Below are 25,197 nucleotides of genomic sequence, written 5' to 3' on the forward strand. Positions count from 1 at the left end.
CTTAGTTTTCATACAACCAGATTAAACATCTAGTAGTAAACGAGTCGGATCTTCAAGTAACTCTTTAATTGTTACTAAGAAACCTACAGATTCTTTACCATCGATTTGGCGGTGATCATAAGATAACGCTAAGTACATCATTGGTAAGATTTCAACTTTACCATTTACAGCCATAGGACGCTCTTGGATTTTGTGCATACCTAAGATTGAAGACTGTGGTAAGTTGATGATTGGAGTAGATAGTAATGAACCGAATACACCACCGTTAGTGATGGTGAAGTTACCACCAGTCATGTCATCAATTGATAATTTACCGTCACGACCTTTAAGCGCTAGCTCACGGATACCTTTTTCGATTTCAGCAACAGAAAGCTTGTCACAGTCTTTAAGTACTGGTGTAACAAGACCACGTGGTGTAGAAACCGCGATGCTGATGTCGAAGTAGTTGTGATAAACAATATCATCACCATCAATAGACGCATTTACTTCAGGGAAACGCTTAAGTGCTTCAGTTACGGCTTTCACATAGAAAGACATGAAACCTAAACGAATACCGTGACGTTTTTCAAAAACTTCTTGGTACTGCTTACGAAGATCCATGATTGGCTTCATGTTAACTTCGTTGAATGTCGTTAACATTGCAGTTGAGTTTTTCGCTTCAAGAAGACGATTAGCGATTGTTTTACGTAAACGAGTCATAGGAACACGTTTTTGTGTACGGTCACCCATAGGTGCTGCTGGTGCTGCTGCTTCAGCTTTAGGTGCTGCTGCAGGTGCTTTTAAGAACTTATCAACATCTTCTTTTGTTACACGACCATTTTTACCAGAACCTTTGATTTTTGATGCATCAAGGCCTTTCTCAGCAATTAAACGACGTACTGACGGCGTTAATACGTCAGAGCTATCATTTGAATCGCTTGCTGGCGCTTCTTCAGCTTTAGCTGCTGGCGCTGCAGGTGCTGCACCCGCTTTAACTTTACCAATTACTTGCTCACCAAGTACTGTTTCGCCTTCAGCGTGAATGTGCTCACCCATGATGCCGTCTTCTTGAGCAACAACTTCAAGAACAACTTTATCAGTTTCGATGTCAACAAGGTTTTGATCGCGAGTTACCGCTTCACCTGGTTGAACGTGCCAAGTAGCAATTGTCGCGTCTGCGACTGATTCTGGAAGTACAGGTACTTTAATGTCCACTTCTTTACCTTCTGATGCTGGTGCTGATTGCGCCGCTGGCGCGTCTTCTGATTTAGCTGGTGCAGATTCGTCACTTGCTGGTGCAGCATCTGCATCACCAAGTAATGCAATTACTTGTTCGCCAAGTACTGTTGCACCTTCTTCTTGTGAAATTTCAGTGATTACACCGTCATTTGGTGCAACAACTTCTAAAACAACTTTATCTGTTTCGATATCTACTAAGTTTTGGTCGCGGCTTACTTTGTCGCCAACACTTACGTGCCATGTTGCAACAGTAGCATCAGCAACCGACTCAGGAAGTACAGGAACTTTAATTTCTGTGCTCATTGCTTATCCTTTCTTTTCAATAGTAAGCGCATCTGCAACGAGCGCTTGTTGTTCTTTATTATGCACTGACATGTAACCACACGCTGGTGATGCTGATGCTTTACGACCTGCGTAAGTTAATTTAGCACCGGCTGGAATTGCATCAACGAAGTGGTGTTGAGAACAATACCATGCACCTTGGTTTTGCGGTTCTTCTTGACACCAAACAAAATCTTTAACGTGTTGGTAACGCTGCATGATTGTATCCATCTCAGCATGTGGGAATGGATATAGTTGTTCTACACGAACAATAGCAATGTTATTTAATTCTTGCTTACGACGCTCTTGTAGTAGCTCGTAGTAAACTTTACCACTACAAAATACAACGCGTTCTACTTTATCTGCTGCAATATCATCGATTTCGTCAATCATATTGTGGAACACACCTTCTGATAACTCTTCAAGTGAAGATGTTGCCAGCGGGTGACGAAGTAGCGACTTAGGCGTCATAACAATCAATGGACGGCGTAAAGGACGAACAGATTGACGACGAAGCATTGCATAGACTTGTGCAGGTGTTGAAGGAACACATACTTGCATATTGTGATCAGCACACAACTGTAAGAAACGTTCTAGACGTGCCGAGCTATGCTCTGGACCTTGACCTTCATAACCATGTGGAAGTAAACATGTAAGACCACATAAACGACCCCACTTCTGCTCACCTGAACTTAAGAATTGGTCAAATACAACTTGTGCGCCATTCGCGAAATCACCAAATTGTGCTTCCCACATTACAAGTGAAGTAGGTTCAGCTGTAGCATAACCATATTCAAACGCAAGAACAGCTTCTTCAGAAAGAACTGAATCGTAAACTTCAAATGCACCTTGATTTTCACTGATATTTTGCAGCGGTAAGTATGTTGATGCATCTTTTTGATTATGGATAACCGCATGACGGTGGAAGAATGTACCACGGCCAGAGTCTTGACCAGTTAAACGGATATCTGTACCCGCATCAACAAGCGTTGCATAAGCAAGTGTTTCAGCCATACCCCAATCAAGTGGTTTTTCACCTGTAGCCATCAACTTACGGTCATCGTAGATTTTATTAACACGCGACTGAGCTTTATGGCTTTCTGGGAAGCTTGCTACTTTTTTACCAAGTTCTTTTAATTTTTCAACAGATACAGTTGCATCGTACTCAACATCCCAATCGTGACCAACAAACTTAGCCCAATCAGAAGAGTGCGATGTTTCTAGTTGAATTTCTTCAACAACACAGTTGCCTTTATCTAGACCGTTACGGTAATCATCAGCAAGTGCTTTTACTTCATTTTCTGAGAATGAACCTTCAGCAACTAATTGATCTGCGTAAATTAGACGAGGTACTGGATGCTTTTTGATTTTTTGGTACATAAGTGGTTGAGTCGCATTCGGCTCATCCGCTTCGTTATGACCATGACGGCGATAACATACTAAATCAATCACTACATCACGTTTAAACTGGTTTCTGAAATCTAGCGCGATTTGAGTGACAAATGCTACCGCTTCAGGATCGTCAGAGTTAACGTGGAAAATTGGTGCCTGAACCATTTTCGCAATATCAGTACAGTAAGGTGTAGAACGTACATCAGACTGTTTAGACGTTGTGAAACCTACTTGGTTATTTACAACGATGCGAATACTACCACCACAACTAAATGCATTAGTTTGCGATAAGTTAAATGTTTCTTGAACAACACCCTGACCTGCGATTGCAGAGTCACCGTGAATAGTAATCGGTAATGCTTTAATACCTGACTTATCACCTAGACGGTCTAAACGAGCACGTACCGAACCCATAACCACTGGATTAACGATTTCTAAGTGAGACGGGTTAAATGCAAGTGCCATGTGCACGTTGCCACCCTTAGTTGCAAAGTCAGATGAATAACCCATGTGATATTTAACATCACCTGAGCTTAATGTGTCTTTGTGTTTACCAGCGAACTCATCGAATAATTCTGATGGGTTTTTACCTAATACGTTCACTAGTACGTTCAAGCGACCGCGGTGAGCCATACCAATAACAGCTTCTTTTTGTCCGCTTTCACCTGCACGATGAATTAGTTCTTTAAGCATTGGTACTAATGCGTCACCACCTTCAAGTGAGAAACGTTTTGCACCAGGGAACTTAGCCCCTAAATATTTTTCAAGGCCATCTGCAGCTGTTAATCCTTTAAGGATACGTAGCTTTTCTCCTTTAGAGAACTTTGGACGTGATTGCACTGATTCTAAACGTTGTTGTAACCAACGCTTTTCTTCAGTTGAAGTGATGTGCATATACTCAGCACCAACCGACCCACAATAAGTAGTTTTGAGTGCTTGATATAGCTCACCTAATGGCATGGTTTCGCGACCGACAGCAAACGAACCCACATTGAATTCACGGTCAAAATCAGCTTCAGATAAATCGTGGTATTCAAGTTCAAGATCTCGAACTCGCTCGCGTTCCCAGATACCTAACGGATCTAGGTTGGCATTTTGGTGACCACGGAAACGGAAAGCATTAATAAGTTGTAGCACTTTGACCTGTTTAGGATCGCCAGAGCCACCCTCTGCTACCACTACTTCTCTATGCTTGTTTTTAGCAAGCTGTGCAAATTGTGCACGAACATCTGAATGTTTTACGTCAACATCCACACCATCAACTTTTGGTAATTGTTCGAACACTTCTCGCCATTCTTCTGGCACAGAAGTCGCATCATCTAAGTACGCTTCATAAAGCTCTTCTACGTAAGCAACGTTACCGCCGTTTAAGTGAGAAGATTCTAGCCATGCCTTCATCACACCTTCGTGCATTTATAAGCCCTTTTCTTTAGCGCAGAAATTAATTGTTGTAAAAACAAGGTGGTTAATCACTTAACCACCTTACATATTCAAGCTTTAAACAGCGCGGTTCAATAGCATTGATTTGATTTGTCCAATTGCTTTGGTCGGGTTAAGACCTTTTGGACACACGCTAACACAGTTCATGATACTGTGACAACGGAACACGCTGAACGCATCGTCTAGGTCTGCAAGACGCTCTTCAGTTGCTGTATCGCGGCTATCAGCCAAGAAACGATAAGCATGAAGAAGACCCGCAGGACCGATGAACTTGTCTGGATTCCACCAGAACGAAGGACACGATGTTGAACAACATGCACATAAGATACACTCATATAAGCCATCTAACTTATCACGTTCTTCGATTGACTGAAGACGCTCACCCGCCGCAGGCGTGTCGTTGATTAGATAAGGCTTAACTTTTTCGTATTGAGTGTAGAACTGACTCATGTCAATAACAAGGTCACGTACCACTGGTAAACCTGGTAAAGGACGAATTACGATTTTACCTTTGCCACCTTTTAGTAGCGTTGATAAAGGTGTAATACACGCTAAACCGTTTTTACCATTCATGTTGATACCGTCAGAACCACACACACCTTCACGGCATGAACGACGGAATGATAATGTTGGATCTTGCTCTTTTAATTGCATAAGAGCATCCAATACCATCATATCTTGGCCTTCTTGCGTTTCTAGCGAGAAGTCTTGCATACGTGGTGCATTATCAACATCTGGATTGTAACGATAAACCGAAAATTGTACTTGTGCCATCGTCTCGCTCCTAGTATGTACGTGCTTTAGGTGGGAAAGCTTCACGCAGTTTCGGCGCGTAGTTTACTTCACGTTTTGTCATTTCATCTGTAACTGGGTTATAGATAGAGTGACATAACCAGTTGTCGTCATCGCGATCTGGGAAGTCAAAACGAGAGTGTGCACCACGGCTTTCTGTGCGGAAGTTCGCAGCTACTGCTGTTGAGTAAGCTGTTTCCATCAAGTTATCTAGCTCTAGACATTCGATACGTGCTGTGTTGAATTCAGTTGACTTGTCGTCAAGACGAGCGTACTGAAGACGTTCACGAATTTCTTTAAGCTCTTTAAGACCTGTTGCCATTGCATCACCTTCACGGAATACCGAGAAGTTAAGTTGCATACACATTTGTAGATCTTTCTTGATTTGAACTGGGTCTTCACCTTGGCCAACTTTAGAGTTTTCCCAACGATTAAAGCGTGCAAGAGATGCTTCAAGGTCAGACTCAGACGCATCTTTACCAGCTTCAACACCGTTAAGGTACTTACCTAAGAAGTTACCGGCTGCACGGCCGAATACAACTAAGTCAAGTAGTGAGTTACCACCTAGACGGTTAGCACCGTGTACAGATACACAAGCAATTTCACCAACAGCGAATAAACCTTCAACTACTTTTTCTTGGCCATTTGCATCGATTTGTAATGCTTGACCATTAACGTTAGTTGGAACACCACCCATCATGTAGTGACATGTTGGGATAACTGGGATTGGCTCTTTAGCTGGATCAACGTGTGCGAATGTTTTCGCAAGGTCACATACGCCAGGAAGACGTAGGTTAAGTGTCTCTTCACCTAAGTGGTCAAGCTTAAGCTTGATATGTGGACCGTAAGGACCATCGCAACCACGACCTTCACGGATCTCAGTCATCATTGAACGAGCAACAACGTCACGAGACGCTAAGTCTTTAGCATTTGGAGCGTAACGTTCCATGAAGCGTTCGCCGTCTTTGTTTAGAAGGTAACCACCTTCACCACGACAACCTTCAGTTACAAGTACACCAGCGCCAGCAATACCTGTTGGGTGGAACTGCCACATTTCCATATCTTGCATTGCAACACCAGCACGTGTAGCCATACCAACACCGTCACCAGTATTGATGTGTGCATTCGTTGTAGATGCGTAGATACGGCCTGCACCGCCTGTTGCTAAAACAACAGCTTTCGATTTGAAGTAAACAACTTCGCCAGATTCGATGTCGATTGCTGTACAACCAACAACGTGACCGTCGCTGTTTTTAACTAAATCAAGTGCGTACCACTCAGAGAATACGTTTGTTTTGTTTTTAACGTTCTGTTGGTATAAACAGTGTAATAGCGCGTGACCAGTACGGTCAGCTGCTGCTGCAGTACGTGCAGCCTGTTCACCACCAAAGTTTTTCGACTGACCGCCGAAAGGACGTTGATAAACACGGCCATTTTCAAAACGAGAAAATGGTAAACCCATGTTTTCTAATTCAGTAATAGCTTCAGGACCTGTTTTACACATATATTCGATAGCGTCTTGGTCACCGATAAAATCGGAACCTTTAACAGTATCGTACATGTGCCATTCCCAGTTATCTTCATGTGAGTTACCCAGAGCAACCGTAATACCACCCTGTGCAGACACAGTGTGAGAACGTGTAGGGAAAACTTTTGAGATAAGTGCACAGGTTTTGCCTGATTCAGTGATAGCTAGTGCTGCGCGCATACCCGCACCACCGGCACCAATCACTACAGCGTCAAATTCACGAACAGAATAATTCACTTAAACACCCCATAAAACGATTAGACCAATTGCTACGTAAGCAACAGCCATAAGGTTTAATACAAAGCCTAAAACAGCACGTAATTTAGCGTTTTTGACATAGTCCGTAAGAACTTGCCAAAGGCCGATACGGGTGTGAACCATGATGCAAACTAGGGTAATTAAGGTAAACCCTTTCATTGCTAGGTTAGAGAATAGGCCCTGCCAGGCTTCGAAAGTGACTTCTGGCGTACATAAAAAATAACCGATAATAAAAATCGCGTAAGCGCTGATTATTAATGCAGTTGCACGTAGTGATACGAAATCTTGTACACCATCACGTTTAAGAGTTGCTTGATTTAAAACCATATCCACACTCCTGCTAGAATTGCAGCTACAACACCTAAAGCTAATGCAACTTTAGCGCTGAAGTTACCTGATTCAAGTTCTTCCCAGTGACCCATGTCCATAATGATATGGCGGATACCACCGATTAAGTGATACGCCAATACAGAAATGGTGCCCCATGCTATGAATTTGGCAATGAATCCGCTGAACAGACCCTTGACGAATTCAAAACCTTCTGCAGAAGAAAGAGACTCAGACCAAGCCCAAATGACAAACGTTAAAGCAAAAAATAATGCAACACCGGTGACGCGGTGAAAAATTGATGCTTTAGCCGTTGCCGGCATAGATATAGTTGTTAGATCTAGATTTACAGGTCTTTGCTTTTTCACAGTTACTTGCCCATCTTGCCCACTTAGGAGCTCATCTACTTGTTTTTCTAAAACCCATCAAAATGAATTTCGATGGAACTATCTAAGTAAACCGTGTTGATACACAAAAAGTTCACACTGATGCAAAACTCAAATGTAAAAATAAAGTTTACCTACAGACAATACGGTATAAAACCTTGGATAGTATATATAGCCAATGGTCTTTTTACAATTCTTGTTTAGTAAGAGACGTTTGCGAATTAGCCAATAGTATAATATTTAATCCTGGTAGAATATTTATTATCCATTTGTGCATAATGTTTATAAAAATTGACTTTACACCCCTCTTTCACGTTAAAATGAAAAGAATGTGCTTAAACAGATTCAGAACATAACAATCAGAGTTGTTATCTTAATAGGAGATAAATAGATGGCGGATAAGAAAGCCACGGTCCATATTGATGGTCTTGATCCAATCGAACTTCCAATTTACCAAGGCACTGCTGGCCAAGACGTAATCGACGTACGTACGTTAGGTTCTCACGGCCACTTCACTTACGACCCAGGTTTCATGTCGACCGGTTCTTGTGAATCTTCAATCACTTACATCGATGGCGGCAAAGGTGTTTTATTACACCGTGGTTACCCAATCGAGCAATTAGCTGATGAATCAAACTACATCGAGCTTTGCTACTTACTATTAAACGGCGAGTTACCTACTAAAGAACAATACGAAGCGTTTGCTCAAGAAATCACGCACAACACAATGCTTGATACTAAAATTGCAAACTTCTTCCAAGGTTTCCGCTTTGACGCTCACCCAATGGCAATGCTTTGTGGTGTTGTAGGTGCTCTTTCTTCTTTCTACCACGAAGATTTAGACATCACAGATGCAACACAACGTAAAACAAGCGCAATCAAGCTAGTTGCTAAATTACCAACTATCGCTGCTATGGCTTACAAATACAACGTAGGCCAACCGTTTGTTTACCCACGTAACGACTTAAGCTTCGCTGAAAACTTCTTACACATGATGTTCTCAGTACCAGCTGAAGAATACAAAGTAAGCCCTGTTCTTGCTAAAGCAATGGACAAAATCTTCATGCTTCACGCTGACCATGAGCAAAACGCGTCTACGTCAACTGTTCGTTTAGCAGGTTCTTCAGGTGCTAACCCTTACGCGTGTATCGCTGCTGGTATCGCATCTTTATGGGGTCCTGCGCACGGTGGTGCTAACGAAGCATGTCTTAACATGTTAGAAGAAATCGGTTCTGTTGACCGTATCGACGAGTACGTTGCTAAAGCGAAAGACAAATCTGATCCTTTCCGTCTTATGGGCTTTGGTCACCGTGTATACAAAAACTTCGACCCACGTGCGACTGTAATGCGTCAAACGTGTCACGAAGTACTTGCTGAGCTAAACATTCAAGATCCACTTCTTGATATCGCTATGAAGCTTGAGCAAATCGCACTTGAAGACCCATACTTCGTTGAGAAGAAATTATACCCTAACGTAGATTTCTACTCAGGTATCATCTTAAAAGCAATCGGTATTCCAACAAGCATGTTCACTGTAATCTTTGCAATGTCACGTACTGTTGGTTGGATCTCTCACTGGGATGAGATGCTTTCTCAACCTGGTCACAAGATCAGCCGTCCTCGTCAGTTATATACTGGTGAAACTTCACGCGATTACGTACCAACAGACAAGCGTTAATACGAATTTGCGTTTAAAAAAGGCCGCTTTGCGGCCTTTTTTGTTGCCCTGCACTTGTCTATTTGTACAAAGTAATTAAAATCGTCGCATTCTTGTAGCTTAAGGCCTTTCATGTTCGATATCACAAAAATACGTGCTGACTTTCCAATACTGAATGAAACAGTCAATGAGCAGCCTTTGGTGTATTTAGACTCAGCGGCTACCTCACAAAAGCCACAGGCAGTTATTAATGCACTTAGCCGTTTTTATAGCCACGAGAACTCCAATGTGCACCGCGGCCGTCATACACTCAGTGAAAACGCGACACGCCAATATGAGCATACAAGAACGCTACTTGCAGATTATTTTTCAGTAAAAAATAATGAGATAGTGTGGACCAAAGGGGCAACCGAATCGATTAATTTAATCGCAAATGGTCTGGCTTCGAGGCTTAATCCTGGCGATAAAATTGCCCTATCTGCTATTGAACATCACGCCAATATAGTCCCTTGGCAACAACTAGCACAGCGTACCGGCGCAGAGCTTATTATTATGCCTATTGAAGATGATTTGGTCATTGATAGTGCTCATTGCAGTGACTTTATAAAACTGCATCAGCCAAAAATTGTCGCTGTTACCCATGCATCAAATACATTAGGAAATATTACTGATTTAGGACCTATCCTTGCAGCATGTAAAGCCTCAAATGCGATTTCTGTAGTTGATGGTGCACAGGCTGCTATGCATTTACGTCCTAACTTACAAGAAATTTCCTGTGATTTTTATGTATTTTCTGCCCATAAAATGCTCGGACCAACAGGATTAGGTGGTCTATATGGACGTTTTGAGCTACTAAATTCGCTTGACGTTTACCAGACCGGTGGTGAAATGATTGAAGCAGTGAGCCTTACTCATAGCACTTTTCGAGAGGCGCCAGGTAAATTTGAAGCCGGCACTCCAAATATTGCTGGTGTAATCGCCTTTGCTGAAGCCATTAATTATTTAACATCTTTAGATTTTCAGCAGATGCGTCAACATGAGCATACAGTTTTCGATTATGCAATAAATAAATTGGCTGCTATTGATGGTATTAAAATCTATTCAAACCAAAGAGATAACATTGGTAACATCAGCTTTAATTATCGCGATGAACATCCTTTTGATTTAGCCACCCTACTTGATGGGTTTGGCGTTGCAGTTCGCAGTGGTCACCATTGTACACAACCTATAATGAGCCATTTAGGTATTCCTGGTACAGTACGAGCCAGTTTTGCGTTATATAACAATAAAGATGACGTAGATGCATTTATCAGTGCCGTTAAAAGTAGTATCGAAATATTAGATTAATTGTGGATAAAATATGAATTCAACGTTTGAAGCCATTAGTAAAGATATTGAAACGGCTGCAGGCTGGCAGCAAAAATATCGCCAAATAATGCTGTTAGGTAAGCAATTACCTATTATGCCTGAGGTACTAAAAGTTGATGACGCGCTCGTTAAGGGGTGTGAAAGTAAAGTTTGGCTATATATTGACTTTGATCACTCAGAAAACAGCCTCGTTTTAGCTGGTGACTCTGATACTCGTATCGTAAAGGGGTTATTGGCTTTGATTTTAGCCTTATACAATGGTCTAACACCGGAGCAAGCAGCACAAATTAATGCATATGATGAGTTTGAACGACTCGGTCTAATTAGCCATTTAAGCCCTTCTCGGGGTAATGGCATCAAAGCCATGGTTGATAGAATTCAAACCATGGCCGACCAAAAACGATAAGTCTTATACATTACGCTGTTTTTTATCAAGGTACTTTCTAATTGCTTTGGCTGCAACAAAAAAGCCAAAGCTTCCAGTTACCATCGTGGCTGAGCCAAAACCATTGTTACAATCCATATTCATTGAGCCATCTGCACCTTGTTTTGCTTGGCATACCTCACCTTCAGAGGTTGGATATACAAGCTGCTCTGTTGAATAAACACAATCAACGTTAAATTTACGCTTTGGATTGCTACTAAAGTTGTACTGTTTTCGAAGAATATAACGTACTTTTGCTAGCAAAGGGTCATGAGTAGTTTTAGCTACATCACCAAAGCTGATTTGACTTGGATCAGTTTGCCCACCTGCACCACCGGTAGTAATAACGGGTAACTTTATACGTTTACAATGAGCAATTAGCGCCGCTTTTTCTTTAACAGCATCAATACAGTCAATTACATAATCAAAACCTTGAATATGTTCACGAATGTTATCTAGCGTAATGAAGTCATCAATAACGTTAATTTTGATATCAGGGTTTATCAGCTCACAACGTGTTTTCATGGCTTCAACTTTTGCCTCACCTACCGTACCAGTTAAAGCATGAATTTGACGATTCACATTCGTAGCACATATATCATCAAGGTCAATGAGAGTTAGTTGCCCTACACCCGTTCGAGCCAACGCTTCAGCGGCCCAACTACCTACGCCCCCAATACCTATGACACAAAAATGTGCTTGTTGTAACCAATCAAATTGCTGATGACCATATAAACGTTTAATGCCACCAAAACGGATGTCTTGTGTTGTTTCTTTCATTTACCAATCCAACGTCCAAGGAGCTGTCCACTCTTTGAATTCGTCTGAGTTAAAAACTTCATTGAGATGAGCGCCTAAAGTGTAATCGCAGCGATATTCTTTAAGTTGCTCTTTATAACTAAACTGTAGTGCATAGGCATGCAAATTTGTTCGTTCATCCTTGCTTCCTGCGTAGAGTGTATCGCCGAGTATGGGTGCACCTAAACTTTTCATCGCCACCCTTAATTGATGAGTCTTGCCAGAAAATGGTTTTAACAAATAAGCACGTAATCCTGCTCGAATACTTTTTGAGTAAAATCTTGTTATAGCAGGGTTAGTTTGACTCTTTAATAACTTAAATGCCCCTCGACGACTTTTCTGCATGTCACCTTTTATCCAGCCTTGTTTTTTCTTTGGTTTAGCATCACTGAGTGCTAGATAAAACTTGTTAACTTTATGAGCACTAAACAGCGCGGTGAATTCAGCTGCTGACTCTTTGCTACGGGCTAAAATAATCAAACCTGAAGTAACTTTATCGAGTCTATGAATTGGATATAGCTTTTCATTTACCAGTTGCTCAGCAAGTACAACAAAACCGGCACATTCTTCACTGTGAAAGCTAACACCTGCAGGTTTATAAAAAACATGGAAATCATCTTCACTTGCATGAAGATGAACGCTGCTTACATCATGCATATTTAATTGCCAAGCACAGCTATGACGCGAGCCAAATCTTCAGGGGTATCAACGCCTGCTTGTGGAGCGCATTTTGCCTTAGCGATTTTAATCTTGTGACCATGGTAAAGTACACGTAACTGTTCTAAAGACTCTAGTAGCTCTAAACGCGTTTGCGGCAACTCAATATAATCTTTGATGAAGCCTGCGCGATAGGCATAAAGACCAATGTGACGAGCAAAATCAGCTAAATTTAATTGAGAGTGATCATTTTTCATCATCGCATCACGGTGATAGGGAATTGGCGATCGAGAAAAATACAGGGCGTTGTTATCCACATCGCTAATGACTTTTACACAATTAGGATTAAAAATATCTTCAATCTCATCGATACTTGTACTTAATGTAGCCATAGGTGCATCCGAATCAGCAAGAAGCTTAGCAACTTGAGATACGTTTTCACTTGCTAATAAAGGCTCATCACCTTGTACGTTCACTACAATGGTGTCACTCTCTAGCTCTAATTGCTCAACGACCTCAGCTAAACGCTCAGTGCCCGATTGGTGATCTTCACGTGTCATCAGTACATTACTGGTAAACTCTTTAACTGCATCAAACACTATTTGATGGTCAGTCGCGATATAGACTTTTGATGCACCGGAAGCAACCGCTTTTTCATAAACGTGTTGGATCATAGGCTTGCCACATATATCAGCAAGTGGTTTACCAGGTAAACGCGTCGATGCGTAGCGTGCTGGAATGACGACTACGAATTCCACTTATCAACCTCTTCTTGGCTTAATTCACGAGCTTCATTTTCTAGTAGCACCGGAATATCATCTTTGATTGGATACGCAAGTTTCGCAGCAGTGCTAATAAGCTCTTGATTCTCTTTATCAAGACGTAATTTACCTTTGCACACAGGGCAAGCGATAATTTCAAGTAATTTTGTATCAAAGGCCATTGAGGATCCCTTTTTGTTTTAATAATAAATTAAGTTTTTCGATAACTGCAGGTGTCGGTTTTGCATCAACAGGTAAATAATACCAATTAGGCTTTGCAAAACTAAAGCATTTAACTGCATCTTTTTCTGTCATAAACACGGCGTCATCTGCAAAATCGCTAAAGTCACTTGCTTGATAAGCATAATGATCACGAAAATGATGGGTAGATAACAAGCTAATACCCTGCTGCTTTAAACTCATTTCAAAGCGTTTTGGGTTACCAATAGCACTTACGGCATGGCCTTTATCTTGTACTGAACCGATCGGTTCTGCATTGCTAACGGCTCTAAACGGACTACACGTTAAATCATAGCGGCTCTGTGCGTCGCCACCATTTTCAATTACTAGATCAACCGATTTTAAACGCGCTTTTGTTTCGCGAAGCGGACCTGCTGGCATGAGCAGTCCGTTACCAAATTGACGTTCACTATCAACAATACAACACTCAATATCACGCGCCATTTTATAATGCTGCATTCCGTCATCAGAAATGATGACATCGATATCATGTTGTTCTAATTTTTTAATGCTAGCTTGTCGATCCGGTCCTACCATAACAACACAGCCTAAGCGTCGTTTAATAAGCACAGGTTCGTCACCTGCTTGTGTTGTAGTTGTTTCATCAGTCACTAACAACGGATACGAATCAGACTGACCACCATAGCCACGGCTGATCACTGCCACTTTTAAACCTTGCTGTTGTAAGTATTCAGCAAGCCAAATAACAAATGGCGTTTTGCCATTGCCACCGACACTAATGTTGCCGACGACTATTATAGGAACACGCGCTTTAAAAGCCTTAAGTATATTAAGCTTATAAAGCAAGGCACGAAGTGTAGAGATAAGCCAAAAAAGCGCACTCAAAGGTAACAACAAAACACTGAGTAAACCTGGCTTTTTATACCAGCTTTTTTCAATTACACTCACTACTGCTCACCAAACTGCATTTTACATAAAGCTGAATAGGTGCCGTCTTTTTCAAGCAGCTCGCTATGCGTGCCCTTTTCAATAACCTGACCATGGTCGATTACATAAATACAATCACTGTTTTCTATTGTTGATAAACGGTGTGCTATCACAATCGATGTTTTTTCTTTCATTAAGCTATCAAGTGCTTGCTGGATCAGTTTTTCAGACTCTGTATCGAGAGCAGATGTCGCCTCATCAAGAATTAAAATAGGAGCATCTTTTAAAATTGCACGCGCGATTGCAATTCGCTGACGTTGACCGCCTGATAGCATTACGCCGTTTTCACCTACCATGGTATTTAAACCATCAGGTAAATCTTTAACGAACTCCCAGACATGGGCTTGCTTAGCAACTGCCATTAACTCATCGTTTGTTAATTCGCGCTCGAGTCCATAACAAATATTATTCGTAATAGTGTCGTTAAATAAAACCACTTGCTGTGAAACCAGTGCAAATTGCTTACGTAGGTCTGTCAGTTTGTAATCAGCGATGTTGACACCATCAAGCAAAATTTCACTGTCACCTTCAAGCTCATAATAACGTGGTAATAAATTCGAAATGGTCGATTTACCTGAGCCTGAACGACCCACTAAAGCAATACTTTCGCCAGCATTAATCGAAAGTGATAAATTCTTTAATACAGGCTCATCTTTAGTTGGGTATTTAAAGGTCACATTGTTTACTTCAATTTTACCAGTTACTTTATCAACGCTGTAACTGCCAGTATCTTTTTCTACTTCTTCATCAAGTACTAAAAAGATACTTTGCGCTGCTGAAATACCACGTTGTAAGTCACTATTTACGTTTGATAGTTGCTTAAGTGGACGTAACAACATCATCATTGATGAAATAAGTAATACGAAGTCGCCAGAACTGATGGTATCAATCATTGACGGCATAGACACGACCCATAGAATAACGGCCATCGCGCTTGCAGCTAATATTTGGATTACGGAGACACTTAATGCTTTGGTCGCGTCCATTTTAATGCGCTGCTGACGGTTATGATTGTTGATTGCAGAAAACTGTGAGATTTCTTGCTGCTGACCACCAAAACCATGAATAACTTTATGACCAGATAGCATTTGTTCTGAGCTGCGAGTGACTTGACCCATTGCAGACTGGATTTTTTTCGAAATCATACGAAATCGTTTTGATACAAATGCGACAATAACAGCCACCAGCGGAATAATGACTAAAAATATCAGTGAAAGCTTCCAACTGGTATAAAACATATTGAAAAGTAAAAAGACAACAAACGCCCCTTCTCTAACAACAATTAATAAGGCTTTAGTAATGGCTTGTTGAACTTGCTCGGTATCAAAGGTGATTTTAGATATTAAATCACCGTTCGAATTTTTATCATGAAAAGAAACTGGCAGATGTAAAATATGTTCAAATAATTGCTGGCGCAGGGTTCTCACAACTTGAGAGCCCACATAGCTTAAACAGTAAGACGACATGTAGTTAAACATGCCTCGACCTAATACCAATGCAATTACAACAAAGGGAGCGTAAGTTAAAACATCCGTGTTACGGTCATTTAAACCATCATCAATGAACGGTTTCATTAAATTGATAAACAATGCATCCATGGCAGAATAACCAATCATGCCCACAATGGCGAAAAACGCGATTAACTTATAATCACCCACATAACTGATTAATCGCTTGTAGATTTGGGATGTAGTTTGATCCATAACACTCTCTTATTCATAGACTTTGACTATTGTAGCCTTAAGGGGGTAAAAACAAAACGTCAATCTTGTTCGAACCAATAACTTTCCTGCTCGCGCGCAAACTCTATACGATAATTATCTTCATAGAATTTTATACGAATATGGCCAAGTTCTGCAGTTGAGAACTGTCGTATATGGTGCTCATTGTATCGTTTTACAACATCTGGGTGAGGAAATAACCATTGCCCTTGGTAAGCAGATGAATGGATAACCACTTCAGGCTCTACAGCATTTATAAATCTATTACTTGAAGAGGTATTACTACCATGGTGTGGGCTCAATAAAACAGTCGATTGCAGGTCGACACCATTTTCAATAAGCTTGGTTTCTGCAGCTGTCGAAATATCGCCCGTAAGTAACACTGAATAGTTTAAACGCGTTATTTTTAATAAACATGACAGATCGTTTCGATTATCTCTACTGTCGTCGGCATGAAAACTATTAATTTTGACCCCTTCAAGTGTGAAACTGTTTGTTTTACACGACTCTTCAAGCCCTTTAGGATGGAAGATGCTTAAAGTCTCTGCATAGCCTGCTAATTGCCAACTAGCTAAGCCGCCAGAATGGTCGCTATCTAAATGACTGATCACGGTTGCAACAACAGAGAGTTGTTGTTTACGAATGCTTTGAAGTAATACTCGGCGAATATAATCGTAACGGCCAAAATACTGAGGCCCTAAATCATAGATAATGGCTTTGTTATTGGTACTCACCATCACCATTAAACCATGCCCAACATCAAACACGTCTAACTGAAATTGAGCTTTGGGCTGTAACTTGAAATCAACGGCATAAATACAAATGGGTATTAAACAAACGTACTTGTTTGGACAAAATAACAAAATAAGCAATGTGCTGTAACTAATGACTAATATTGAAAAATCAAACTCGCTGAATGGAAACCAGCGCCAATCATGGGGAATAGAGAGCAACAATTGATAACTCAAATACAATACACTGTCTACTAAAGACAATAAACTTGTAATATCGAATAGACTCGAAAACAAGCTATAAAAAATCAGCAGTGGTAATATCAGTAAACCGACTAAAGGCACGGCAATAAGATTTATCAATAAGCCGATAATGCTCGTGCCATTGAAATAATAAAGAGATAAGGGAAGTAACCCGATAAACAAAGCACACTGAATCTGGAAGAGTTGAACAAACCTGTTTAAGAATCCAAGTCTTACATCTAGTGTATTTCTAGTTAATAAAAATATTATTGTTACCGCTATAAAACTAAAATAGAGTCCAGGGTTCAACATTGCAAATGGATCTATCAACAATACGATACATAAAGCATAAATAATTGAGCGCCAACGCAGCGGATTTTTACCCAAATTATAAATAACCAAATAACACCCAAGCATTACAAGTGCACGACTGGCAGAGACAATGAAACCGCTGAGGTAGACATAAATAAATGAACAACTAAATCCAAATAAAGCAAAAATATTATTCAGTTGGAATGATTGCCGAATAGGCAAATGACTGACTCTTAGCAACCACTTCGAGCTAAAAAACCCTACTGCATATATAAGTCCGATATGAAGTCCTGAAATAGCAAGCAAATGACTTAAACCTAATTCACGCAATTGATTATTATCTTCGTAGCTTATTTTGCTTTTATCGCCAGTTAAAAGCGCATAATAGAGCCACTGTAATCGGCTATTTGCTGTAATTTTATCTATGTATTTTAGGTATCTATCACGTAAACTCGTATTGGTATGATGATCTAGATAAGTTATTTCTCCTACGCTTCGACCTTTATAAAATATTCTCTCGAGTAGCGCTTGCCTTTCTCTATCAAAACTATAGAAATTCTTAACAGAACGATAACGCTTAAGTTTTAGGGATGCACTTATTTCATCACCTGAAACAACGGGTTTATCTGATGAAATACTTAGCATCGCAAAAGGAGTTGGTCTAATCGTAACAGGACAAGATTCAATACTTTTTAAATTGGCTTTTAGATAGTAAGGGCTTTTATCACTGTATGTTTCAACCACCTCAAATCGAACTAATCGCCTTTGTTGATAATCGATTTGACAGTCAGAGGTTGAGTAAAAAATGAAGTAATGAAAAATCACTACTAAAATAGCGCAAATAAACCCTGACAATAGAGTTAAAAAAGGCTTAAAATAGGCACCTGCTAGCAATACAGCAAAACTCATTATATAAAACGCCGCAGTGCTAAATGTATATAGGGTGAAAAAACAGCCTATGACAAAGCCGCTGCATAACCAAATAGATGTAAATGGTTGCTTTAAATGGCTAAAAAAACGATCCAACGCTTTTTACCTGATCATAACAAGGTAAGAGAACACAAGTATTTAAGAATTTTTGGTCGTTTATTGCATGATGCCAATTTATGGCACTTAAATAGACGTTCAGCACGCGGTGCATTTGCGGTTGGTTTATTTTTTGCGTTCATCCCTGTTCCTTTTCAAATGGTTCTTGCAGCCGCCCTGGCTATTCCATTTCGAGTGAATTTACCGATTTCTGTTGCAACAGTGTGGATCACTAACCCACTGACCATGCCTCCTATTTTCTATTGTTCATATATTGTTGGCACTATTGCACTTGCTCAACCACAGCAGCACTTCCAATTTGAACCAAGCTGGCAATGGTTTATAGATAGTCTAACAACAATTGGCCCAGCCTTTTTAGTCGGTTCACTCATTTGTGCAACTGCTGCTGCAATCATAGGCTATTTTGCTACCGACATGCTTTGGAAACGCTCTGTTCGTAAAGCGTGGATACATCGCCATAAAAAATAACTGATTTCAGTATAGACAAAAAACCCAGCTTTAAGCTGGGTTTTTTATTTAGGTTTTAAAGTAATTTACTTTATACCAAGTTTTTATTTTCTAAATATACGACGTGCTGCTGCAAATGGTAATAGCAGTAATGCATACCAAGGGAAGCTTGCTGATTGACGCTCGTATTGCTCAACCTCTTCAGCTTGACACTCTTCAACATTGCCATCAATTGGTGTTAACTTAACAGCAACTGCAACACTTTCGTATTCGGTATTACCGTTAATATCTACAACAACATTGCCAAATGAATCTGTCTTTTCAACTGTTTTAGTCGCAACACCGAAGATTTCGTTATTGTTGTTAATTGCCTTTGCTTCAGCAACCGTATATTTAAAACGAGTCTCACCATCTTCTTCGAAACACGGTAATAAATCGTTTAAGTTAACAATTTTATCTTCACCAATGGTGTACATGAAACCTTCACGACGACGAGTTGACGTATTGTAGATATCTGTCTCGCCTTCACCAACTACAATACCATTATCATTGATATCGTTTGCTAATGAGCTAGAGCTCGAGAAGTAATCCGTTGGGAAAACAACACTGTCGCTTTTCTTGTCATAGTAAAAGAATTTTGTTCTGTTTGTGCCGTCAATACGTTTACTTGCATAACCAACTACAACGTCATCGTTGTTAACAGCTAAAGGCTGACCTGAGATCCAATCATCTTCTTGATCAATAAACTCTTTTACTTCACCATTTTCGAAGATAACAGGCATTGTAATTCGCGTATCTCTGCCTTTGTATCGAACATCAGAAGTACCGACGATTAAGCCACTTTCATTGATCGCAATTGCGTTGCTACGAAAAGCGAAATCTTCGTCATCTTTCGGTGTTAAGCCTAAACCAAGCATCTCAGTGTTAGTAATGTTTAAATTGCTATCTAACGTCCACTTCACAGCCTGTTTATTATAGATACCTGTTTTATATTGACGATTATATGATTCCACACAATCAGAAACAGGTTCATCTTCGTTATCGCATTTATCTTCAATATCTTTTAAAGGGTCAGCAGCAATGTTCGTTGATACTGTACCTACAACTTCGTAACCATTGGCAGTCTTGACAATATCATTCGCCGAACTAACACCACCAAAATCATCAAATTCAGGGGCAAGTTCAACTTTTACACCATCGGCTGAGATTACGATGGCACGACTGATAAAATCTCTTAAGAAATGCGTTTCTTCTTCGTCTTCATCTGTTTGAGTAAACGATGTTTTCTCATAGGGTGCACTACCCCAACCTACCATCACACCATCATCTGTTACAGCATTAAGTAAGTTAGAAGTCGAGCGCGTTAAACCATCAAAATCAACTGACTGTTCATCAAATAAAACTTGCTCTGTCGAACCTTCTGCGGTGTAACGTGTTGCGATTGCACTTGATAGCTTTTGGTATTCTGAGTCAGTTGCACGTCCAGTTAAAAAACTAACCATGAATGCATGAGCATCAGCGTTAGTATTCACTGCATCGTTGTTCTCAATGTCATCTAACGTAAATGTGATTTCTTTATCAATTAATTCAAACTGTTTTTTAGCGGTATCATAGGCGTCTTTGATCAACGAATCCGTAAAATCGATATAAGAGATATCTACTGGTAACTTGTAAAGACCATTTGCTAAACCAATAATGTGTCCATTTTCACTAACATCTGTAATGTAGTTAAACTTCGCGCCCTCGATTCCACCTAATTCTTCTAATTTATAGGTTGCGCTCATCGCTGAGGTACTTAGGGTGGCTAAAATACTGGCAGCGAGTAATTTGTATTTCATTTTAATCCTTACTACTGATTCTTTAAATCTTCGAGTTCTTCCCAGCGCTCAAAAGCGGCTTCAAGCTCAGACTCTAACTCGGCTAAATGGTTCAATGCTTCTGTTGTAATTGCAGCATCTTGCTTAAAAAAGTCAGGGTCATTAACCACAACTTGCTGAGCGTCTAACGCTTTTTCAAGTTGTTCCACTTTACTGGGTAATTCTTCTAATTCAAGTTTTAATTTGTAAGAGAGTTTATTACTTTTCTTTGGTGTATTATCTTGGCTAACAACGGCTGGCTTTTCTTGCTTAATTTGTTGCTGTTGTTGTTTTTCTTGCTCAGCTAAATGAGCGGCGTATGCTTCATAGTCGCTGTAACCGCCAACAATGTCTGTGATCTTGCCGTTCCCCTCAAAGGCCCATACAGAGTTACAGGTATTATCAATAAATTCACGGTCATGGCTAACTATCAATACGGTGCCTTGGTATTGGTTAATAATCTCCTCAAGGAGCTCTAACGTTTCGATATCAAGGTCATTGGTTGGCTCATCGAGTACAATAATGTTAGATGGCTTTAAAAATAGCTTTGCTAACAATAAGCGATTCTTTTCACCACCAGAAAGTGCTTTTACAGGCGTACGAGCCCGTGCCGGAGGAAATAGGAAGTCTTGTAAGTAACCTAACACATGACGAGAACGACCGCCCATCATCACTTCTTGCTTGCCTTCAGCAACGTTGTCTTGCACTGTAGCTTCTTCATCGAGCTTTTGGCGGTATTGGTCAAAGTAGGCAAATTCTAAATTAACACCTTGTTTAACACTGCCGCTATCTGGAACTAAGTCACCAAATAAAATTTTCAGCAGCGTTGTTTTACCTATACCGTTTGGTCCCACAAGACCAACTCGGTCGCCCCGCATAACAAGCGTCGAGAAATCTTTCGCAATCACTTTGTCTTTAAATGCATGACAAATGTTTTTAGCTTCAAACACCAACTTACCAGAACGATCAGCAGTTTCAATGTTGAAATCAGTTTTACCAACTTGATCTACACGTTGCTTACGCTCTTTACGTAATTCTTTTAGTGCGCGTACTCGCCCTTCATTACGTGTTCTACGTGCTTTAATGCCTTGACGGATCCACGTTTCTTCTTCAGCTAAACGTTTATCAAACAGTGCATTCTGTGTTTCTTCTACTTTTAAATCATGCGCTTTTTGCTCAAGATAAGTTGCGTAATCACCAGGATATGAAACAAGCTTACCACGGTCTAAATCGAGAATACGAGTAGCAACTGCACGTATAAACGCACGATCGTGAGATATAAAAACGATACCGCCTTTAAACTCTTTTAAAAACTGCTCAAGCCAAATAACACTACTCATATCTAAGTGGTTAGTTGGCTCATCAAGTAACAGTAAGTCGGGTTCACTAACCAAAGCCCTTGCTAGAGCAACTTTACGTAGCCAACCACCCGATAATGATTCAAGTTTGGCCTCTGGCTCCAGCTCTAAGCGAGATAAAACTAATTGAATACGGGTATCAAAACGCCAGCCATCAACTGTTTCCAATTCATTAGATAAACGCTCTAATTTGTTCAGCAATTTATCGTTATAGTCTGTTTGCATTTGATTACTAACGTGGTGATATTCTATCAGTAAGTTAGCAATATCTGGCATGCCTTGAGCAACATAATCAAATACTGAACCTGCTGCCCCTTTGGGGGGATCTTGCTCTAGACGAGAAATACGAATACCGCCTAATTGGTTGATTTCGCCATCATCCAATGTCACTTGGCCATCAAGTACTTTTAGTAGTGTTGATTTTCCTGCACCGTTACGGCCAACGATACATACACGCTCACCTGACTCAATAACGGCATCGGCATCATCTAGTAGCGGATGTGTACCATAAGCGAGTTGCGCTTTGGCTATTCTGATTAAATCCATCGTGATTACTACTCTTATTCTTTATTATCAGCAATAAATTGCGCTAACTGCTCAGCATCAAAAGGCCAGAATAATTTCTCACCTTGATGTGCTTCAACAACCGGAATACTGGTTTGGTATAGAGCAATCAGCTGTTCACTGTCCATAATGTCTTTTGCTACAAACGAAGCGTTTGCAGCAATTAATAATTCATCGGCCATTTCACACAGATGACAGCCATCAGTGTGGTACAGGGTAAAATTAGCCATGGGTAATAAGCCAACTATTATGGATTTGCTTATTACGCTTAAAGTCTGGTGATAGAGTCTTATCAGAAATGTTTTCTGCTTTTAAACCCAGACCCATTAGCCCTACTTCATCCATGCTAAAGCCACGCTTATTATTTGAGAAAATAAGCGTACCGTTCGGGCTTAAGATTTTCTTAACCCACGTAAGTAATTTAATGTGATCGCGTTGTACATCAAATGCATCTTTCATACGTTTTGAATTTGAGAAAGTCGGTGGGTCTAAGAAGATTAAATCATATTGACCTTGAGCATATTCAAGCCATTTCAAGCAGTCAGCTTGTTCAAAACGATAGCGAGTATTACTTAGGTCATTCAACGCAAAGTTCTCTTGCGCCCACTTTAAGTAAGTTTTTGACATATCAACGGTGGTGATAGCTTTAGCACCACCTACTGCCGCATGCACAGATGCACTGCCAGTATAAGCAAACAAGTTTAAGAAACGTTTGCCTTGCGAATTTTGTTGAATATATCGGCGTGCCAAACGATGATCTAAAAATAAACCAGTATCTAAATAATCAAAAAGGTTAACTTTAAATTTAGCACCAAACTCTTCGACGACTTGAGTGCGATTTTGTTTTGATACTTTAGTGTATTGCTCTTCACCTTTTTGTTTTTTACGCACTTTAACTGCGATATTTTCAGGTGCAATTGCTAACTGTTCAGCAGTCAGGCTTATGACATCCTGTAAGCGTTTTTGTGCCGTATTATCATCAATTTCTTTCGGTGCAGCATATTCAAAAATAACAGCTGAGTCATCATAAACATCAACAGCTACGTTATATTCTGGAATATCAGCATCATAAACGCGATAACAGCTCACTTCATTTTGTTTTAACCAGTTCTTTAAGTTTTGCTTGTTTTTCTTTAAGCGGTTTGCAAATGCCGTTGAGCCTTCAAAATTAAGTGCAGGTTTGTCTTCTTTGCTTAGCTCTACTTGTTTATCGTCTAGTTGGTATAGATTTAAAACAACATCTAACGGGCCATTTTTGAACTTATAGCGTTTTAATTTAACAAGTTTTAATAATTTAAATAGGCTTTCGTCTGTGCCTAATAAAGCAAGCTTCCAATGGTTAAAGTGCTTTTTAAAGCCCACACCTAAACTACGGTGTAAGTTAACCAGCTCAGCCATTGAACCTAAGCGCTCACCATAAGGTAAATTTGAAATCACCACTCCTGGTAATTTCGCTACAGAGGTTAACTTAGTCGCATCGCTTTGTTTAAATTTAATCACATTACCAAGGTCTGCTCGCTCGGCGTTTTCCTGAGCTTTTGCAATCACACCGCCATCAATATCATGGCCAATAAGCCATAACTTTGGATCTGTAATTTGAGCAGTTAATTCAGCTTTTAACTCTTTATATTTTTGAATACGAAAACTTGGCAAGCGCTCGAACGCGAAACCTTCACGGAATAACCCCGGTGCTTCATTGCGTGCCATGCTGGCTGCTTCAATTAAAATGGTACCAGAACCACAACATGGGTCGAACAAAGGTTGCTGTACGTTTTCAAGCCAGCCACTACGTTTTACAAGAGCTGCAGCTAAATGCTCTTTAATTGGAGCCTTGCCTTGATCTTGACGATAACCACGTTCAGACAAACGAGGGCCAGAATAATCGATATAAAGCGCGACCCCTTGGCGGTTCAATCTAGCTACAACACGAACATTGGCGTTGTATTTATCAACATCTGGGCGCTGCTCGAATAAATCCGCAAAATAATCGACAATCGCATCTTTAACAACGAGACCTGAAAATTGCGTATTTTTTAAGTCGTTATTAGTACCGCTAAAATCAACAGCAAAGCTTTGTTTAGGACCAAACCATTCTTGCCAAGGCTGCAAGCGTGCAAATTGATAAAGGCTGTCTTTGTCTTTTACGCCTTCTTTTTCTTCTATCAGCATCATGATACGAGTGGCAAAGCGACTCGATAAACAAATCTTTTGTGCTAATAAGCTATCAGCTTCAAAACGTACAGAGCCCACGGTTTGTTTTGAGACTTCTGCACCGAGTGCTGTAAGCTCATCAACAAGTAAATTTTCTATTCCGATAGAAGTAAGTGCGATAAATTGCAAAGTAAAAACCCTTAAATGCTAATTGCGCAGGATTATAGCATAGCTTGGCGAACAAAAACGCCA

Annotated in this window: 21 protein-coding genes; 4 read left to right on the forward strand and 17 right to left on the reverse strand. The window is 40.3% G+C overall.

The features are described 5' to 3' along the window. Positions 1–21 precede the first annotated feature (21 nt). The 6 genes from odhB to sdhC all read right to left on the reverse strand — a co-directional run bounded on the left by odhB (position 22) and on the right by sdhC (position 7,644). The gene (odhB, locus tag J3455_RS08740; protein ID WP_239977753.1) at positions 22–1,521 is read right to left on the reverse strand and encodes a 2-oxoglutarate dehydrogenase complex dihydrolipoyllysine-residue succinyltransferase; all 1,500 of its coding nucleotides are present in this window, start codon (positions 1,519–1,521) and stop codon (positions 22–24) included. A gap of 3 nt (positions 1,522–1,524) precedes the next feature. Next, the gene (locus tag J3455_RS08745; RefSeq protein WP_349561554.1) at positions 1,525–4,344 is read right to left on the reverse strand and encodes a 2-oxoglutarate dehydrogenase E1 component; all 2,820 of its coding nucleotides are present in this window, start codon (positions 4,342–4,344) and stop codon (positions 1,525–1,527) included. Positions 4,345–4,428: 84 nt separating this feature from the next. After that, positions 4,429–5,145, reverse strand: a complete 717-nt coding sequence (locus J3455_RS08750) for a succinate dehydrogenase iron-sulfur subunit (RefSeq protein WP_054551369.1) — start codon at positions 5,143–5,145, stop codon at positions 4,429–4,431. Between the two features lie 10 nt (positions 5,146–5,155). Further along, complete coding sequence (gene sdhA, locus J3455_RS08755) at positions 5,156–6,928, reverse strand: succinate dehydrogenase flavoprotein subunit (protein WP_130051417.1); 1,773 nt, start codon at positions 6,926–6,928, stop codon at positions 5,156–5,158. After that, the gene (gene sdhD / locus J3455_RS08760; protein WP_130051416.1) at positions 6,929–7,276 is read right to left on the reverse strand and encodes a succinate dehydrogenase, hydrophobic membrane anchor protein; all 348 of its coding nucleotides are present in this window, start codon (positions 7,274–7,276) and stop codon (positions 6,929–6,931) included. Beyond that, entirely contained in the window at positions 7,267–7,644 is a 378-nt protein-coding gene (gene sdhC / locus J3455_RS08765; protein WP_082401567.1) for a succinate dehydrogenase, cytochrome b556 subunit, read from the reverse strand. The genes sdhD and sdhC overlap by 10 nt, the downstream gene beginning before the upstream one ends. A 409-nt stretch (positions 7,645–8,053) precedes the next feature. On the opposite strand from sdhC, the gene J3455_RS08770 reads away from it, so the two are divergent. The 3 genes from J3455_RS08770 to J3455_RS08780 all read left to right on the forward strand — a co-directional run bounded on the left by J3455_RS08770 (position 8,054) and on the right by J3455_RS08780 (position 11,093). Then, a complete protein-coding gene (locus tag J3455_RS08770) occupies positions 8,054–9,340 on the forward strand; it encodes a citrate synthase (protein WP_054551373.1) in 1,287 nt (428 codons plus the stop codon). Positions 9,341–9,451: 111 nt separating this feature from the next. Further along, positions 9,452–10,666, forward strand: coding sequence for an aminotransferase class V-fold PLP-dependent enzyme (locus J3455_RS08775; protein ID WP_349561555.1), 1,215 nt, complete (start codon positions 9,452–9,454; stop codon positions 10,664–10,666). A gap of 13 nt (positions 10,667–10,679) precedes the next feature. Beyond that, complete coding sequence (locus tag J3455_RS08780; protein ID WP_130051414.1) at positions 10,680–11,093, forward strand: SufE family protein; 414 nt, start codon at positions 10,680–10,682, stop codon at positions 11,091–11,093. 3 nt (positions 11,094–11,096) lie between these two features. On the opposite strand, the gene tcdA is transcribed toward J3455_RS08780, so the two are convergent. Genes tcdA through J3455_RS08815 form a run of 7 tightly spaced genes read right to left on the reverse strand, consistent with a single transcriptional unit; the run spans position 11,097 to position 18,266 of the window. After that, complete coding sequence (tcdA, locus tag J3455_RS08785; protein ID WP_130051413.1) at positions 11,097–11,891, reverse strand: tRNA cyclic N6-threonylcarbamoyladenosine(37) synthase TcdA; 795 nt, start codon at positions 11,889–11,891, stop codon at positions 11,097–11,099. After that, a complete protein-coding gene (locus tag J3455_RS08790; RefSeq protein ID WP_349561556.1) occupies positions 11,892–12,566 on the reverse strand; it encodes a TIGR01621 family pseudouridine synthase in 675 nt (224 codons plus the stop codon). 2 nt (positions 12,567–12,568) lie between these two features. Further along, a complete protein-coding gene (gene kdsB, locus J3455_RS08795; protein ID WP_130051411.1) occupies positions 12,569–13,324 on the reverse strand; it encodes a 3-deoxy-manno-octulosonate cytidylyltransferase in 756 nt (251 codons plus the stop codon). After that, on the reverse strand, positions 13,312–13,509 hold the full coding sequence (locus J3455_RS08800; RefSeq protein ID WP_036968654.1) for a Trm112 family protein: 198 nt from the start codon (positions 13,507–13,509) through the stop codon (positions 13,312–13,314). The genes kdsB and J3455_RS08800 overlap by 13 nt, the downstream gene beginning before the upstream one ends. Then, the gene (lpxK, locus tag J3455_RS08805; protein WP_130051410.1) at positions 13,499–14,476 is read right to left on the reverse strand and encodes a tetraacyldisaccharide 4'-kinase; all 978 of its coding nucleotides are present in this window, start codon (positions 14,474–14,476) and stop codon (positions 13,499–13,501) included. The genes J3455_RS08800 and lpxK overlap by 11 nt, the downstream gene beginning before the upstream one ends. After that, positions 14,476–16,218, reverse strand: coding sequence for a lipid A export permease/ATP-binding protein MsbA (gene msbA / locus J3455_RS08810; protein WP_130051409.1), 1,743 nt, complete (start codon positions 16,216–16,218; stop codon positions 14,476–14,478). Before msbA ends, lpxK begins: the two co-directional genes overlap by 1 nt. Positions 16,219–16,277: 59 nt before the next feature. Beyond that, entirely contained in the window at positions 16,278–18,266 is a 1,989-nt protein-coding gene (locus tag J3455_RS08815; RefSeq protein WP_349561559.1) for a DNA internalization-related competence protein ComEC/Rec2, read from the reverse strand. A 261-nt stretch (positions 18,267–18,527) separates the two neighbouring features. Between J3455_RS08815 and J3455_RS08820 the strand changes: the two genes are divergently transcribed. Next, positions 18,528–19,037 (forward strand): DUF2062 domain-containing protein, encoded by a 510-nt coding sequence (locus J3455_RS08820; protein ID WP_130051407.1) that lies wholly within the window; start codon positions 18,528–18,530, stop codon positions 19,035–19,037. An 83-nt stretch (positions 19,038–19,120) separates the two neighbouring features. Here J3455_RS08820 and J3455_RS08825 read toward each other — a convergent pair whose 3' ends face one another. The 4 genes from J3455_RS08825 to rlmKL are packed head-to-tail and all read right to left on the reverse strand — an operon-like array spanning position 19,121 to position 25,134. Beyond that, positions 19,121–20,854 carry a DUF3466 family protein gene (locus J3455_RS08825; RefSeq protein ID WP_130051406.1) on the reverse strand — a complete coding sequence of 578 codons (1,734 nt, stop codon included), beginning with the start codon at positions 20,852–20,854 and terminating at the stop codon, positions 19,121–19,123. 11 nt (positions 20,855–20,865) lie between these two features. Continuing rightward, a complete protein-coding gene (gene uup / locus J3455_RS08830; RefSeq protein WP_130051405.1) occupies positions 20,866–22,776 on the reverse strand; it encodes an ATP-binding cassette ATPase Uup in 1,911 nt (636 codons plus the stop codon). Positions 22,777–22,790: 14 nt separating this feature from the next. Beyond that, the gene (locus J3455_RS08835; protein ID WP_130051404.1) at positions 22,791–23,024 is read right to left on the reverse strand and encodes a glutaredoxin family protein; all 234 of its coding nucleotides are present in this window, start codon (positions 23,022–23,024) and stop codon (positions 22,791–22,793) included. Continuing rightward, complete coding sequence (rlmKL, locus tag J3455_RS08840) at positions 23,017–25,134, reverse strand: bifunctional 23S rRNA (guanine(2069)-N(7))-methyltransferase RlmK/23S rRNA (guanine(2445)-N(2))-methyltransferase RlmL (protein WP_349561561.1); 2,118 nt, start codon at positions 25,132–25,134, stop codon at positions 23,017–23,019. Before rlmKL ends, J3455_RS08835 begins: the two co-directional genes overlap by 8 nt. Positions 25,135–25,197: the final 63 nt, after the last annotated feature.

The sequence above is a fragment of the Pseudoalteromonas sp. NFXS39 genome (assembly GCF_040148775.1).
In the GTDB taxonomy this organism is placed as follows: domain Bacteria; phylum Pseudomonadota; class Gammaproteobacteria; order Enterobacterales; family Alteromonadaceae; genus Pseudoalteromonas; species Pseudoalteromonas apostichopi.

What these genes read in the sequence shown, in the direction of transcription:
- odhB (WP_239977753.1), bottom strand. Translation starts at nt 1,521, where the DNA reads ATGAGCACAGAAATTAAAGTTCCTGTACTTCCTGAGTCGGTTGCTGAT.
- J3455_RS08745 (WP_349561554.1), bottom strand. Translation starts at nt 4,344, where the DNA reads ATGCACGAAGGTGTGATGAAGGCATGGCTAGAATCTTCTCACTTAAAC.
- J3455_RS08750 (WP_054551369.1), bottom strand. Translation starts at nt 5,145, where the DNA reads ATGGCACAAGTACAATTTTCGGTTTATCGTTACAATCCAGATGTTGAT.
- sdhD (WP_130051416.1), bottom strand. Translation starts at nt 7,276, where the DNA reads ATGGTTTTAAATCAAGCAACTCTTAAACGTGATGGTGTACAAGATTTC.
- J3455_RS08770 (WP_054551373.1), top strand. Translation starts at nt 8,054, where the DNA reads ATGGCGGATAAGAAAGCCACGGTCCATATTGATGGTCTTGATCCAATC.
- J3455_RS08775 (WP_349561555.1), top strand. Translation starts at nt 9,452, where the DNA reads ATGTTCGATATCACAAAAATACGTGCTGACTTTCCAATACTGAATGAA.
- J3455_RS08780 (WP_130051414.1), top strand. Translation starts at nt 10,680, where the DNA reads ATGAATTCAACGTTTGAAGCCATTAGTAAAGATATTGAAACGGCTGCA.
- tcdA (WP_130051413.1), bottom strand. Translation starts at nt 11,891, where the DNA reads ATGAAAGAAACAACACAAGACATCCGTTTTGGTGGCATTAAACGTTTA.
- J3455_RS08790 (WP_349561556.1), bottom strand. Translation starts at nt 12,566, where the DNA reads ATGCATGATGTAAGCAGCGTTCATCTTCATGCAAGTGAAGATGATTTC.
- J3455_RS08800 (WP_036968654.1), bottom strand. Translation starts at nt 13,509, where the DNA reads ATGGCCTTTGATACAAAATTACTTGAAATTATCGCTTGCCCTGTGTGC.
- msbA (WP_130051409.1), bottom strand. Translation starts at nt 16,218, where the DNA reads ATGGATCAAACTACATCCCAAATCTACAAGCGATTAATCAGTTATGTG.
- J3455_RS08820 (WP_130051407.1), top strand. Translation starts at nt 18,528, where the DNA reads ATGGCTAAAAAAACGATCCAACGCTTTTTACCTGATCATAACAAGGTA.
- J3455_RS08825 (WP_130051406.1), bottom strand. Translation starts at nt 20,854, where the DNA reads ATGAAATACAAATTACTCGCTGCCAGTATTTTAGCCACCCTAAGTACC.
- uup (WP_130051405.1), bottom strand. Translation starts at nt 22,776, where the DNA reads ATGGATTTAATCAGAATAGCCAAAGCGCAACTCGCTTATGGTACACAT.
- J3455_RS08835 (WP_130051404.1), bottom strand. Translation starts at nt 23,024, where the DNA reads ATGGCTAATTTTACCCTGTACCACACTGATGGCTGTCATCTGTGTGAA.